The 14198-nt window shown below is 46.9% G+C and carries 12 protein-coding genes; 5 read left to right on the top strand and 7 right to left on the bottom strand.

The annotated features are described in order from the left end of the window. From G6047_RS11900 to G6047_RS11890, 3 genes are all read left to right on the top strand, one after another. A complete protein-coding gene (locus tag G6047_RS11900; protein ID WP_169527850.1) occupies nucleotides 1-1404 on the top strand; it encodes an efflux transporter outer membrane subunit in 1404 nt (467 codons plus the stop codon). Between the two features lie 229 nt (nucleotides 1405-1633). Beyond that, nucleotides 1634-2527, top strand: a complete 894-nt coding sequence (locus G6047_RS11895; RefSeq protein ID WP_169527849.1) for a lysophospholipid acyltransferase family protein — start codon at nucleotides 1634-1636, stop codon at nucleotides 2525-2527. Nucleotides 2528-2589: 62 nt separating this feature from the next. Next, the gene (locus G6047_RS11890; RefSeq protein WP_169527848.1) at nucleotides 2590-3093 is read left to right on the top strand and encodes a peptide-methionine (S)-S-oxide reductase; all 504 of its coding nucleotides are present in this window, start codon (nucleotides 2590-2592) and stop codon (nucleotides 3091-3093) included. A 19-nt stretch (nucleotides 3094-3112) separates the two neighbouring features. Here the strand turns inward: G6047_RS11890 and G6047_RS11885 are convergent, their stop codons facing one another. The 3 genes from G6047_RS11885 to G6047_RS11875 form a co-directional block, all read right to left on the bottom strand. Beyond that, entirely contained in the window at nucleotides 3113-3409 is a 297-nt protein-coding gene (locus tag G6047_RS11885) for a hypothetical protein (RefSeq protein ID WP_169527847.1), read from the bottom strand. Nucleotides 3410-3415: 6 nt separating this feature from the next. Beyond that, complete coding sequence (locus G6047_RS11880; protein WP_169527846.1) at nucleotides 3416-5920, bottom strand: T9SS type A sorting domain-containing protein; 2505 nt, start codon at nucleotides 5918-5920, stop codon at nucleotides 3416-3418. A 110-nt stretch (nucleotides 5921-6030) separates the two neighbouring features. Next, nucleotides 6031-6243, bottom strand: a complete 213-nt coding sequence (locus G6047_RS11875) for a hypothetical protein (protein WP_169527845.1) — start codon at nucleotides 6241-6243, stop codon at nucleotides 6031-6033. A gap of 236 nt (nucleotides 6244-6479) precedes the next feature. On the opposite strand from G6047_RS11875, the gene G6047_RS11870 reads away from it, so the two are divergent. Both G6047_RS11870 and G6047_RS11865 read left to right on the top strand, forming a co-directional pair. Continuing rightward, the gene (locus G6047_RS11870) at nucleotides 6480-7052 is read left to right on the top strand and encodes a dihydrofolate reductase family protein (RefSeq protein WP_169527844.1); all 573 of its coding nucleotides are present in this window, start codon (nucleotides 6480-6482) and stop codon (nucleotides 7050-7052) included. 40 nt (nucleotides 7053-7092) lie between these two features. Then, a complete protein-coding gene (locus G6047_RS11865; RefSeq protein ID WP_169527843.1) occupies nucleotides 7093-7644 on the top strand; it encodes a hypothetical protein in 552 nt (183 codons plus the stop codon). A 109-nt stretch (nucleotides 7645-7753) separates the two neighbouring features. Here G6047_RS11865 and G6047_RS11860 read toward each other — a convergent pair whose 3' ends face one another. The 4 genes from G6047_RS11860 to G6047_RS11845 all read right to left on the bottom strand — a co-directional run bounded on the left by G6047_RS11860 (nucleotide 7754) and on the right by G6047_RS11845 (nucleotide 14085). Beyond that, entirely contained in the window at nucleotides 7754-8776 is a 1023-nt protein-coding gene (locus G6047_RS11860; protein ID WP_169527842.1) for an LLM class flavin-dependent oxidoreductase, read from the bottom strand. Between the two features lie 173 nt (nucleotides 8777-8949). Continuing rightward, the gene (locus G6047_RS11855) at nucleotides 8950-10230 is read right to left on the bottom strand and encodes a T9SS type A sorting domain-containing protein (RefSeq protein WP_169527841.1); all 1281 of its coding nucleotides are present in this window, start codon (nucleotides 10228-10230) and stop codon (nucleotides 8950-8952) included. A gap of 155 nt (nucleotides 10231-10385) precedes the next feature. Then, complete coding sequence (locus G6047_RS11850; RefSeq protein ID WP_169527840.1) at nucleotides 10386-11366, bottom strand: C40 family peptidase; 981 nt, start codon at nucleotides 11364-11366, stop codon at nucleotides 10386-10388. Nucleotides 11367-11832: 466 nt separating this feature from the next. Beyond that, nucleotides 11833-14085 (bottom strand): DUF7619 domain-containing protein, encoded by a 2253-nt coding sequence (locus G6047_RS11845; protein WP_169527839.1) that lies wholly within the window; start codon nucleotides 14083-14085, stop codon nucleotides 11833-11835. Nucleotides 14086-14198: the final 113 nt, after the last annotated feature.

Raw genomic sequence — 14198 nt, 5'->3', positions numbered from 1 at the left:
ATGACCCGATATATCAAAACAACCGTGATGCTTATAGCCATAATCACGGGCTTTACTACTGTCGCACAGCAAATACAAAAGCCGGAAGTGCCAGCAAAGTATCGCAACACAAACGAGAGCGACACCACGAACATCGCCGACATCAAATGGAAATCGTTCTTTGAGGAACCAGATTTGGTGCAACTCATAGATGTGGCGATTTCGAAGAACAACGATTTGCAGATTGCTGACAAAAACATCGGTATCGCCAACCTCCAATTCCGTCAGAGCAAATGGGGACAGGTGCCTCAGCTCAATGCGAACGTGAATGCGATCACGACCCAACTTTCAGACAACAGCCTCAACGGGATCAGCACCCAGCAATTCCTCGGGAAAAGTCATATCGAAGACTACAACGCTAATCTGAACCTGAGTTGGGAAGCCGATATCTGGGGTAAGATCCGCAATCGCAAAAAAGCCGCACAGGCTGCTTACCTGCAAACGGCAGAGGCCAAAAAAGCATTGCAGACTACAGTAGTAGCGACCGTTTCCAAAGGTTTCTATGATTTGCTGATGCTCGATGCCCAACTCGAAATAGCCAAGAAAACACTGGCACTAAATGACAGTACTGTATTTGCCGTGAACCTTCAGTACGAATCGGGACAGGTCACATTGTTGGCCAAACAACAGACCGAAGCCCAGCGCTTGGTAGCGGCCGAATTGATTCCGCAACTAGAAAAAAACATCCAGCTCCAGGAAAATGCACTAAGCGTATTGTCGGGCAGTTTTCCGGAAGCAAAACAACGCGCGAGTAAACTGGAAACCATCGTAGTCAAAGAAGATCTCGCATCGGGGATTCCATCCCAATTGCTGAGCAAGCGCCCCGATGTCAAAAGTGCCGAACTCGCACTCAAGGCCGCGAACGCGAAAGTCGGGATAACCAAAGCGAGCCTGTATCCTACCCTGACCATTACGGCTGTGGGCGGAGTAAATTCATTTGAATCGAGCAATTGGTTCAATATTCCCGCTTCGTTATTCGGTTCTGTGGCAGGTGGACTGACCGCTCCTTTGCTCAATGGAACGCGGTTGCGTACCCAGAATGAAATTGCGAAAGTGGAACAGGAACAGGCTGTGATACAGTTCCGCCAGACGGTCATTGTGGCTGTGGGCGAAGTATCGGATGCTTTGGCAAAAATTGAAAAACAGGAGCAACAATACAAGATTGCAAACGAACGTGTCGAAATGCTGAAGAAAGCGGTGCACAATGCCACATTGCTTTTCAAAGCCGGAATGGCTACCTATTTTGAAGTCAACAGCGCCCAATCGAGCCTGTTGCAGTCTGAACTCGAACTGGCTTCGGTCAAAAAAGACCGATTATCATCCAACGTTGAATTATACCGCGCACTGGGCGGCGGATGGGAATGATTCACACCCAAAAAAATTAAAATCAACATGAAAAATATAACTTTTTTTAAACAACTGTTTAACCGAATAAAAAATAACTTCGGCACTGAAAAACCGGAGGAAAACGACACCCAAACGGAAGTGCCGGATTCCCAAAAACAGGTCAAAAACAAAAACTCCGAGACCGGTTTCCGGCCTTTTGACCTCGACACGATTTTCGCCAATTGACCAGAACCCAAAACAAGCTCCTATGATTCGAATTTTACTGTATCCGCTCTCACTTATCCCACTACCCGTCCTTTACTTTTTTTCGGACGCGTGTGCCTTTTTCCTGTACAGCGTCATCGGATACCGGCGCAAAGTGGTCAAAGCCAACATCGACAAATCGTTCCCGGATCTTGACGAAGCACAACGTCATGACATCGAGAAAAAATTCTACCACAATTTCTGCGATCACTTTTTCGAAACGCTCAAATTGTTGTCGATGTCAGAAGAAACGCTGCACAAACACATCTCTGCCGATTATACCGAACTCAAAAAAGCGATAGACGAAAACCAAAGCATCCATGTCTATTTAGGGCATCAGTTCAACTGGGAATGGGCCAACGCCCACATTGCCTCTACGATGAAAGACCTTAATGTAGTGGTCGCTTACAAACCGCTTCGCAGTGAAATATTTAACGACCTGATGTTCAAACTGCGCAGCCGGTTTGGGTCGAAGATGGTTTCCTCGCGTAATCTCAAAAAAGAGATGGAGGCCTTCGCCGATGAAAAACACATGCTCGTCTTGGTGGCCGACCAGAACCCGAAAGTGCCGAACCGCAGTTTCTGGACGTCGTTCCTGTCCCAGCCTACCGCATTTATGAGTGGGACAGAATTATATACGGCCTCGCACAAGACACCGATGCTTTTTGCCGAAATCATACGCGAAGCCCGCGGTTACTACAAATTTGTATTGACACCGGTATTTGATTTCAAAGCGGAATATAAAACCGGCATCATCACGACGCTGTTCACTGAAAAACTCGAAAGCACCATCAAGAGCCATCCGGAGAATTATTTGTGGAGCCACAGACGGTGGAAGCATTTGTACAGCAATGAATACCAAAGACGTTTCCTCAAGCGTGAAGCGTTGCTGTCGTAAAGCGAATATTGAATTCAAAAAGCCTGTACATCGAAGTACAGGCTTTTTTGTAAATTGACCTGATGTCGCAACAATCGGTACCCTATAGCAAAATCGGTTTCGGCGGAGGCTGCCACTGGTGCACCGAAGCCTACTTCCAATCATTGGCCGGCGTGGAAAAAGTCGAACAGGGCTGGATTGGTTCCGCAATTCCCGACGATGCCTTTTCCGAGAGTGTAATCGTACATTACAAACCGGAAGTTATACCCTTGGAAATTTTGATTGCTGTCCATCTGCATACGCACGCGTCCACCAAAACACATAGCCTGCGTGAAAAATACCGGTCGGCCGTTTACGTTTTTGATGGGGATATAGCAGATATGCAACGGCTGATAGATCAGAACCAGCCTGATTTTAGCGAACCGATCATTACGAGGTCATTGCCGTTCGTCCGGTTCCTGGGCAACATCGAATCGCAACAGGATTATTACCGGAAAAACAAAAACGGTGTGTTTTGCCAACGGTATATTTCACCCAAGTTGGAACTGATCCAAAAAGAATTTGCCGACTACTTCAGAAAGTCCTGAAATTATCGGCCGAACGCAATCACTTACACAAATTGATGTCCTTTCCGCTATCAGATTTCTTAAGCGTCTGGAACAGCTTTCCGTCCGTATAAATCTCATAGCCTTCCTTGACGGCTACTTTTTGCTTTTCGCCCGCTTTGTATTTGGATACCGAACTCGATCCGTCTGCCCTGACCCTGACTTCGACTTCTTTGGTACAATTGTTCTTGATGTAAATATCAAAGTAACCGCCTTCAGCTATCGAAATATTACTTTTGAACGATGAGGAAGAAATGGCAATGACAAGCAGCAATGCGAGTAATCTTAAATTTTTCATTTGGTTTTAGTTACGGATGAATTTTAAGGTTTGAGACTGGTTTTCGGTGGCGACTTTCAAAAAGTAAATCCCGGACGGAAGTTCCGATACATCGATTGTTCCCGAATGCAGGATTGCTTTTCCGAAGCTGCGTCCTTCAACCGACACAATCTCGGCTGAAACCAGGTTCTGGCCAGATGGCACCGACAGGTTCAGTATAGTATCGACGGGATTCGGATACAACTTGAAAGATTGGATTTGCTGATCTGGAATACCCAGGCTTTGTTCGGTAGTTACGGCAATTTGGAACTCAAATTCAGTCGTAAACGGCAATTCGCGGAACATTACCTTTACGAAATACTCTTTTCCCGGCGTAAGGCCATCGAGCAGCAGTTCGCTTTCCACGATGGTCGAACAATGGTGAAATGCCAATTCGCCTTCCACAAATTCATAGACAGAGATATAAATCGGATAATGATCTGCATCTATATAGTCACTCAGCGGATACAGATTGTCCGCTTCATTTATGAGACGCACCACATGAGCATCCTGTGTCGCCGTGAATTTGTAGTAAGCCATTGAAGCCTGGTTCGGCGGCCACGAAATGGCACCCAATTCCCCACAGGCCGTCGGGCTGAAGGCGTACGGGACATCGACATGATACGTCGAACGCGTGGTATAACCATAAATGTAATCTGGTTCGGCATACCAGGACACCGGAATTTCATCAGCCGTTTCCAATGTACTGTTCGTCGGGATGGGTTTGAGCGTCTTGAGGCAGACATCGAACGTCATCGGAACAAGATTGTGGTAAGAAACACTCGGTTCCAAATAAGAGTATAGTCGGATGTAATAGGTTTCCCCTACGGTAAGCCCGGTGTAATTCTGCAAAACCAAGGGAAAAAATTCATCAAAATTCCAATAATTATAGCCCGAAGGCACCATATCGAGGTTATTGATGTTGCCGAAAATATCGTAGCAATATACTTCCTGCCCTACGCCACCATCCACCGAATTGTACAGTGAAGTCGCATAACTGAATCCGGGCGTTTCCGGGTTGGTGTTGACAAACTGGAACTGTTCATCAGGTGAAGTCGCTACGAATGTATACCAAATGTCGCGCGGCACATCGTTACAGGCCGGTTCGGGAATCTGGACAGACTCGGTCGCACGGTTCATGGTTCCGGAAACAGGGCTACAGAAATCGAGGCCTTCGGACGCGAAAAGTTCCACCGCATTCTCAGGCTCGTCGTTCGACGGAACCGGAACCGGTGTCGTCATACAAACTGACAGGGGTGCGAAAAGCTGGTTGTTTATATGGAGCAACCGTATAAAATAATCCGTACCCGTCACGAGGCCAGAGATGAGCGTATATCCGCCAAAACTGGACGACACCGTAGGACCACAGACAAGATTGCCTGCCGTTCCACCAAAAACCTGGACAAACGTTGGTGCAGGCCCGGTAAACTTAAGCAATTGCTCATTTGACAAAGCCGTAAAATGAAGCCATTGGTCGGCGTAGGAAGTCTGGTTCGGATTCGTCGGCTGCAGATACAGGTTGAAATCTGAAGCGCAACCCGACACATTGAGTGAAACCGACGGAGTGGCGGGCCCAACCCAGGTATCGACCGGTGAAACGCAATCTAAATTTTCAGAGGATACGATTTCAGTGGCATTTTCAATACCGTCATTCGTAAAGGCCGGAGCCGTGGCGATACAAAAGCTGAGTGACGTAGATAGTTCCGAATACACACTAAGCAAATACTCCTGTCCCGCGGTAAGGCCTGATACGAATTTGGTTTCGCCTTCCTCTGCAGTACCTGAAGCCAGACAGGAAGTCACCGGACACGTATTGGCATGCAACGTATACCTGAGCCTGTCGTTGACCTCCAATGTATTTTTGATCAAGATGTTATCTGATGAAGCAACGAAACTGTACCATAAATTTTGTTGCGGATACGGAAGCGAACACGGAAGCACGTCCTGTATATTCTGTGAAGCCGTATTTAGATTGGCGACCGTGGATTGGGAACAGGTTTCCGTGGCCGATACGTCAACAGGCAGTGCTGCCGGACATTCGTCGTTTTCCAGTACCGATGCGAGTTCGGTCACACATAACTCAAACCCCAGGCTGACCCCATTATAGGGCCTGTAAACCCTTATGAAATAAGTCGCGCCTATCTCAAAAAAAGAAAAGTTCCCGCCCGCACAAGACATGAGCGCCAAAGGCCCGGGCGTGCTTTGTTTGTAAAGCTGGATACGCAACTGTGTCGTACCGGAAAATGCTATGCGGTAACGATCAGACGTGGGAACAAAGGAATACCAGGCATCGATAAGGCTTGTCGAAGTAGTGCAGTTTCCCGGCAGGTTTGGGGTAGACGTCGCATCCTGTAATGTTCCGGACACCGGTACGCAAGTATCCGGAAGTCCGGGTGTGATAGCCTGGGCGTTTGCAAGCAAGTCGTTCGCGGGTGCCTGTGCAAACAGGCCCGCACCTATAATAAGGAATGAGTAGCGTAGAAATTTGATCATAGGGAGTTGTTTCTTAGGGCAATATAACTAATAGTTATCCCGCAAAAAAATACTATGACTCATTTCCCGCTTATTTTCTATGAAACTTTTACGCCGATACAACTGGTTATTCAATCGCCTGTAAGATGCTTTTTTCCTCCGAACTGACGGTCTGTATCTTCGATGACGTGTTTGTCCCTTACTGATTTGATGTCGCGACGGTCTTCCTCATCTGCATTGCGTTCCTTACCCGAACGTGGGCTTCCCTCAGCTTTAGGGATATGCTGATCTTGTTCCGCGTTTTCGTGCGCGCTACTGTTTACGGTTTTTTTTGTATTTTTCATGACGCATCTGTTTTGCATAAAGTTACGATCCGGAAAAGCATCATAGATTATAACATTTTCTTTCAGATTGACATACTTTTACAGACTTCCAAAGCCTTAGTTCTTTCTACGATCACTGGCAAAAAAGAATTCTTTTTTTCGTTTCGCCTTTGTTCAGGTTACTACGAGGGACACCCTATCATACATTCGGATTTTCTGCATACATTGGCACAAGCATAATACAAAAGAAGCGACCAATGGGAAAAATAATCTCATTTATGCACGTCTCACTTGACGGTTTCGTATCTGGCCCGAACGGGGAAATGGATTGGATCAAAGTGGATGAGGAAATTTTCGACCATGTCGGCAAACGAATCGGGCAAGGCGACACGGCTTTGTACGGACGGGTGACCTACCAGATGATGGAAGCGTATTGGCCCGGAGCGGCAGATCAGCCATTGGCGAGCCGGCACGACATCGACCATTCGAAATGGTATAAAGAGGTATACAAAGCAGTACTTTCAAAAACGATGAAAGGGGCAGATACCGACAAACTTAAAATCATCGGCGACAACCTTACGGCAGACATACAGGAGATAAAACAACGGACCCATAACGACATCATGCTTTTCGGCAGCCCAACGGCGACCCACTCACTTATGGAGCTGGACCTTATAGACGGTTACTGGCTGTTTGTCAATCCAATCCTACTCGGCCGGGGAATCCCATTGTTTGAAGGAATCGAAAAGAAAACGAACCTAAAACTCCTGGATACGCGGACATTCCATTGCGGGGTGACTGAGCTCAGCTATGTCGTGGACGGTAAATGACCGATTGTAATAAGAATCATGTAACCTATAACTTTATTGAATGAAAAAGACAACAGCTGCATTTATCCTGTTTTTCATGACCACCATCTTATTTGCACAGGAAAAATACGATGATAAGGACAACTTGTTTTACGCCACGCTTGCGGATGCACAGAACCACAATCCGATTCCGGGCCTGTACAGCAAAACCGAGTTCGACCCTTATGACGAATTCGATATCACCTATGCGAATGGAGAAACGAAAAAAAACGTCAAATGCAAAAGCAAGGAATGGCCGTCCGAATATTTTACCAACAGAGGTATGCTGATCCGCGTCATTGAGGGAAAAGCCTACGTATGCCTGTCGCTCGGGAGAATGAACTTCTATTCAGCCTTCCATGACGGTAAAAAATTCACCCAGGAAGGCAATACCGGTGCACTTAAGAAATGGGATCCGAAATATTTTGAAAGCCTGCTCCAGCAACACGACCTGCTGCTGAGATACCAGATGGAAAAGCCGCATAGGGAAATAAGCGATACGGTAAGCGGTTACGGCAGTAAGATTATGGGATGGCAGGTTAAGTTTATGATGTTGTTAAATGAGAAACTGTAATTTATTTTTTATACGCCCTGCTGACGCAGGGCGTTTTTTTTTAGCATCAAACGGCCCACTCGCAAAAACGGAAGCTAATCTTCCAGCGTTGGGAATTTCGTGATATGCTTCACCTCCACCCCAGCCCCGGAGCCACATGCTCCAGAATAGAGGACAAGACATGGACATTATAATCAACCCCTAACGTATTTGGAATCGTCAGTAGTAACGTGTCTGCCTCCCGTATCGCTTCGTCTTCAGCCAGTTCTTTTATCAACTGATCGGGTGCTGCGGCATAGCTGCGTCCGAAAATAGCGCGTTGGTCCTGTTCTATCATCCCGATGGAATCGGTACTCTTGCCCTGTTGCCCGAAGTAAAGCCGATCCTTTTCATTCATTATCGCAAAGATCGAACGGCTCACCGAAACCCGTGGCTCCCTGTTGTGTCCGGCCTTTTTCCATGCGTCTTTGTAAAGCCGTATCTGCTCGGCCTGCTGTATATGGAAAGGTTTTCCGTTTTCGTCGAATTTAAGTGTCGAGCTCTGCAGGTTCATTCCATTCTCTGCCGCCCATATCGCTGTGGCGTTTGACGCGGCTCCCCACCAGATCCGGTCTCTCAATCCTTGGGAATGTGGTTCGAGACGAAGCAATCCCGGCGGGTTCGGAAACATCGGGAACGGATTCGGACGGGCAAAGCCTTCGCCTCTCAATCCGTCTAAAAATTCCAATGCTTTGCGTCGTCCCATTTCGGCATCGGTCTCGCCTTCATTCGGTTCGTACCCAAAATAACGCCAGCCGTCTATTACCTGTTCCGGTGACCCTCTGCTAATACCGAGTTGCAGTCGTCCTTTAGAAATCAGGTCGGCGGCTCCGGCATCTTCTACCATATACATTGGGTTTTCATAACGCATATCGATGACGCCCGTACCGATTTCTATCGTATTTGTCCTTGCCCCGACTGCGGACAGTAACGGAAACGGAGACGCGAGCTGTGCAGCGAAGTGATGGACGCGGAAATAGGCTCCGTCGAGTCCAAGTTCTTCTGCAGCAACAGCCAAATCAATGGATTGAAGCAGTGTGTCAGAGGCGGTTCTGGCGGTATAAGATGGATGATTGGCCCAGTGCCCGAAAGATAAAAATCCTATTTTTTTCATGTAGTCAAGGTACGGATTTTTTTAGGGAGAAGAGGTATCGTAGAGGTTAGCGCTTGTTGACGCGGACTTTTAGATCAAATGGCGCGGACTTCAATTCCGTGCCTGAAAAAATGCAGCAAAAGGTATCACGGACTGGAAATCCGCGCTAATCGAAGTCCGCACTAACAGACAACCTACTCCTTAATAATCTTGTGAAAAGAAGAATCAGTCCCGAAACGAACCTGAACTATATAAACCCCATTCGAGAGATTTGAAATGTCTACGGAAGTCTGTCCACTTCCAAGAATGTTGGTTTGAAGCACCCTGCCGTTAAGATCGCAAACCGTCGCCGATGCTTTGGTGTAATCCGGCATTTCGATATGAAGAACAGATGAAGCCGGATTCGGGTATATGCCGACCTTGGATCGAGTAGCATCTGAAATACCCAAAGCGCCCTCTATTTTCCGGATGCGTTGGTTTCCGGCGTCAACCACTACAAGGGTACCGGTGTTCGCATTTACCGCAATGTTGTAGGGACTGTCGAATTTGGCCGTGGCAAGTGAACCTTCGGTAAAACCGGCGTCGCTTCCGGTAAGCGTGGTGACAATGCCGCCCGGTGTGATTTTTCGGATGCGGTGGTTGTTGGTATCGGTTACCAGGATAGTTCCGGACAAATCAATGGCAAGCCCCTGCGGATAATTGAATTGTGCTGCCGTGCCCGTACCGTCGGCATTTCCAGACGTACTTCCGGCAAACGTGGATACCTGCCCTGTCGTGGTAATTTTGCGGATACGGTTATTCCCTGAATCCGATACGTACATCACGCCGTCCGCGTCTATGGCCACATTCGTCGGGTAATTGAATTGTGCCGATGTACCTTGTCCGTCCAGTTCCCCCTGAATGCTGCCCGCAATGGTAGTGACCACTCCGGCCGGGGTAATCTTACGGATCCTGTTATTTCCGGAATCAGATACGATGACGTTTCCGTCCGCATCGCAAACCACTCCCGTGGGTGAACTGAATTTCGCCAGCGTACCGTTGCCGTCTGCATAACCTTGTGTGCCTCCCGCCAATGTCGTCACGATGCCCGCAGGTGTGATCTTACGGATACGGTGGTTGTTCCTGTCTGCTACAAAAACAGTCCCGACCGAATTGATGGCGACTCCCATAGGCACATTGAACTGAGCCTCCTCCGCAAATCCATCGGCATATCCCATAGAACTTCCCGCCAGCGTGCTCACATTGCCCGTCGCCGATATCTTGCGTACCCGGTTGTTATTGGCATCTCCAACATACATGGCATTTGCCGGCGTAATGGCAATGCCATACGGATACTGGAACGCAGCTCCGGTTCCCTGTGCGTCGAGAAACGAAGCCTGGCCGGAACCGGCAAAGGTGGAGACGGTCTGGGCCGAGATTGTTGTTGAAAAAAGAGCGGTCAGGATTGTTAAGCTAAGGACAGAAATTTTGGGCATGGTATGTTGCAACGGTTTGTTTTGGTTTGCAAAGGTAGGGTTTTGGGGGGATTGGGGAAATAAAATATTGCTGTGGACAGATGGTGCGGACTTGGGTTCCCTGCGTCGAAATTGCGGTAAAGTGTAGCTGTGACCTGAACTCCGCACCAAAAGGTTCAATTATGTTTGATATCGCCCAAATTCTGAAGGTTAGTGGCCCTGTAAAAGTCGCCGGGTGTTACGAAGTTTGCATTGGCCGATAGAAAATCACGCAAAATCAAGGGAGGTGACGTAAGCATCTCCGTTGCAGGATTAACCGTAGTAGCCAAAGCAAATACAAATTTATCAAGGCTTTGTTTCAAAGCCAGTTCGTCTGCTTTATCCAAAATATAATCTTCAGCGGCATAACTTTGTTCTACCTGAAAAAATAACGCTTCCATCTCTGCATCCTCCTCCTCCAATGCATGGGCAACTTTAACTATTTCGAGCGTTTTGGAGTTTGGCAGTTCCAGGAATGGAACCGCATTGTTTGCAATCATATCTCGCCCAAGCCCGTAATAATATGCTACAAGACTTTGATTGTCATACAAATGCGAATTGTTTTCGAGGACGAATTGCATCGCCTTTTCGCTACCGTAAGCGAGTTGAATGGCATAAATGTCTTTTATTTCCGGAAGCGCCTCGTCGTAACACCGATAAACGAATTCCGAACAAATCAATGCCTGACGATTCCCAGCCGTCAAATTCAGCAAAGCACCAGCGGCGCCCTCAAGTACCCGCCTAAAGAAACGCGCTACCACATTATTTACGCGAACGCTGCGCATACTGCAAATCAGGGCAAGCAACAATAGCTGTTCATATCCATATCTATTCCCTTCATATCTGGGAACCACAGCAATCACAGGCGACATATCATCAGGCCGCTGTAATAAACGAAAAACAGATACCTTGACAGCATCGTGGATACTTTCATCAATAGTCCTGCGGGTAACCCCTTTTGCAACAGCCTCCACAACCTGGTCGTTGCCTACAAATATCGACGTGTGATTATAATCTGTTCCGTCAAAAAAACGGATAGCTTTTGCAAGCCACGATGTACCACGATACAAGAGGATATCTGCATCACGGAGATTTTTTGGAGAAAATGGTGTTGACATAGTTATACGTATTAATTGATTAATAAAGACTCAAAAATAAGCCTTAACATAAAGATCAAACTCCCCAACAATAGGTATTTGCCATATAATCAACCAACTAGCATATGTAAAAGTTTTTATGTGATGCTGTGCAAAGGAAGTCTGCAATGGAAAATCTGCATTTCTTTCCAAGCTGTTCCAAAAAGTATCGATACAAAAAATCCGTTTACACAGTTGTTGTTTACAAAATTTTGTAAACGGGATTTTTGTAAACGGGTTGGATGGCGTGGACGTAAACCCGTTCAAAAAAGACCTGAGCTGCAAAGCGATCATGCTGATTCCTGTCCGCGGTTGGCATCAAACGTCAACCATCCGGTTCAGGCCGTATACGATTATTTATTGGCACCGATGGATTGACCCCTGAATGATAAAGACCAAATCAGGAATGGGGGCGCAACACCACTATACAGTCATTTCCGGCATTCGATTATTTTTTAGTGAACCGTACGGTCGAAACTCCTTTATCCGAATGCACGCGCAACAAATAGTTTCCGGATTCAAGTCCTGCCAAATCTATTTTATCTGAGTTGATGGCTGACAAAACCAACTGGCCAAGCATGTTGTATACTTCCGTTGAGGTGATGGTTGCACCGTCGGATTTTATGTTCAGGGTCGTTTCCGCCGGATTCGGATATAAAATGAAGTGGTCTGAAAACTCCGCATCGGAAACAGCCAGAGACTGGATTAAGGTCAGGGCCGGATCCGTAACGATCGGGAAATTGTAATCGAAATAAACAGTTGCCGTATTTTCAAAAAAATCGCCTGCCACAAGGGACTGGAGCGTTTTGATCTTGAACCCGACAAATGCCTTGTTGTATTGCTCCACATTGGTCAGATTGATGTTGTTGAAAATGAATTCCGCCGTATTGCCGTTGATGCGGACATAAAAATCCCGATTGGCATTCAGTGGCAGCAACGTGGATATATCGAATTTGGCAGGATCGATATTTATTTTGGCTACAATGTTCTGGGCCGGAAAAGTACCTGTGTTCTCAAAACTTATAATGTAATGTACGTACTGACCTATTACCTCAGTTCCCACAATGTCACCCTCCGAACAAACAATAGTGTTAGGGTCGTACGAATTGACGACGGTGTGTGCCAGGTATCCGGAATTATTTGAAGGCACTTCGTCCGCAACGTCGTCCAGGGTAACGCTTGCAGTAAAGTTCAGCACATCGCCTGAATTGACGGCAGGCGTTTCCTGAGGCGTGTTGGCGTGAACCCGTAAAAAAAATGAAAGATACGAGAACGGAACAATATTGCTGAAATTCCATTGGGCGTATCCGGGCCCGGTGCTGTCAGGTTCGAACGACAGTGCCACCGGATCAAGTAAAGCGTCGTCATACATCAGGTTGACGGTTCCGGATTCAAGCCGGTTTCCTTTGTTGCGGACCACCGCGATGTAGTCTGCATCAAAACCCGGTATCAGAGGTGTCAACGGCTGGATGAAAATTTCTACATCATGGTGAACCGAGGTTGGGGACAGACAGAAATTCTGGGCCATCGGGCTTTGGTCGGTTGGAAAATCAACCGATAGGTTTGTCGGAAACACGCTGAAGTATTCAGGGTTTTCAAGTACAGGAGTAATAGTATAGCTTCCCGTAGTAAAAGGAATGGTGTAATTGCCGCTCGCATTTGAAATATGGATGCGTGAAGAAATCCCGTCGGTGATCTGGAATTTGAGGTTTTGGTCCAAATAATCAGAAACATCGCAACCGTTACCATTGATGTCTATCCTATTGGTTCCATTCACGGTATAGTAAACCCCGCCCGGAACAAAGGAACAATACGTGTTGATCTCGGGATTTCCCTGGCTCGAAGCCGCATTTTCCTGGACTTGGTCCAATTGCCCGGGGTTTACGCAGATATAATCGAGGTTGGGCGTATAAAAAAAACTGATGGCAGAAAAATACGGATTTCCGTTTTTGAGATTGAGATGCGTAAGTGAAAGGTTGTAATCTACGACACAAAAATAAAGATCCGGGCAATTTGAAAAATCCAGTTCGGTAAAATCATTCGAATATCCGCCGAACTCATAAAGGGTTGTCGGGATCTCCAATTGTGAAATATGATTTTCCTCTATGCCCAGAAATATAATTTCCGGGAGATTGGACAAATCCAGAGCCGTCAGGTTATTTCCGCCGCAGTGCAGGCTGAATAGTGCGGGATTGTCGTCGAGTGAGAGCTCAGACAGCAAATTATGTTCACACGTAAAACTTTCAAGCAAGGCAAGAGACGAAAGATCGATCGTTGCAAATTCATTCGTAGAAATGTCGAGACCTTTCAGCTGTAGATTATTGGACAGGTCGAGACCTGAAAGCAAATTGTTCTTCACATCGAGATTTTCCAGATCGACCAATTGGGACACATCAAGCGAGTTGAGCTGATTCCCCGAACAGGCCAGGCGCTTCAATGAAGTGAAGTAGGATATTTCCGCCAGGTTGCTTATACCGGCTGTACTTACGTTTAGCCCAACTACAGCCAAGGCTTCCTGCTGCGATATGTCGCCATCGGCATTGGCATCTATTGCGATCTGCATATTGTTTTCATTGAAGGCGATCGAATTTTCGGCTGAACTGAGCAGCAACGCATTTTTAAAGTTCGGATCGGAAAACGAAATCAGCTGGGCTTTTGCAGACAAAGCTGCAAGTAAAAAGATAAGGCATAGTTTGTTCATATTGTACTTGGTTCAATAAATACGTGCTAAAAATATCCCGCTGAAAATTCAATCGTACAGACAGCTCCGTTTTTTCGTAAAGTATCGCCGATACTGCCGGCGTCACCCTGGCC

The organism is Flavobacterium silvaticum (genome assembly GCF_012911565.1).
Classification (GTDB): Bacteria; Bacteroidota; Bacteroidia; order Flavobacteriales; family Flavobacteriaceae; genus Flavobacterium; species Flavobacterium silvaticum.
Note: the sequence above shows the minus strand (reverse complement) of the source record. Positions and strands in the feature narration are given on the sequence as shown.

Excerpts from the sequence above, each read along its gene's own strand:
- G6047_RS11875 (WP_169527845.1), bottom strand. The coding sequence starts at position 6,243 with ATGAAAAATACAAAAAAAACCGTAAACAGTAGCGCGCACGAAAACGCG.
- G6047_RS11865 (WP_169527843.1), top strand. The coding sequence starts at position 7,093 with ATGAAAAAGACAACAGCTGCATTTATCCTGTTTTTCATGACCACCATC.
- G6047_RS11890 (WP_169527848.1), top strand. The coding sequence starts at position 2,590 with ATGTCGCAACAATCGGTACCCTATAGCAAAATCGGTTTCGGCGGAGGC.
- G6047_RS11845 (WP_169527839.1), bottom strand. The coding sequence starts at position 14,085 with ATGAACAAACTATGCCTTATCTTTTTACTTGCAGCTTTGTCTGCAAAA.
- G6047_RS11870 (WP_169527844.1), top strand. The coding sequence starts at position 6,480 with ATGGGAAAAATAATCTCATTTATGCACGTCTCACTTGACGGTTTCGTA.
- G6047_RS11860 (WP_169527842.1), bottom strand. The coding sequence starts at position 8,776 with ATGAAAAAAATAGGATTTTTATCTTTCGGGCACTGGGCCAATCATCCA.
- G6047_RS11880 (WP_169527846.1), bottom strand. The coding sequence starts at position 5,920 with ATGATCAAATTTCTACGCTACTCATTCCTTATTATAGGTGCGGGCCTG.
- G6047_RS11900 (WP_169527850.1), top strand. The coding sequence starts at position 1 with ATGACCCGATATATCAAAACAACCGTGATGCTTATAGCCATAATCACG.
- G6047_RS11895 (WP_169527849.1), top strand. The coding sequence starts at position 1,634 with ATGATTCGAATTTTACTGTATCCGCTCTCACTTATCCCACTACCCGTC.
- G6047_RS11850 (WP_169527840.1), bottom strand. The coding sequence starts at position 11,366 with ATGTCAACACCATTTTCTCCAAAAAATCTCCGTGATGCAGATATCCTC.
- G6047_RS11885 (WP_169527847.1), bottom strand. The coding sequence starts at position 3,409 with ATGAAAAATTTAAGATTACTCGCATTGCTGCTTGTCATTGCCATTTCT.
- G6047_RS11855 (WP_169527841.1), bottom strand. The coding sequence starts at position 10,230 with ATGCCCAAAATTTCTGTCCTTAGCTTAACAATCCTGACCGCTCTTTTT.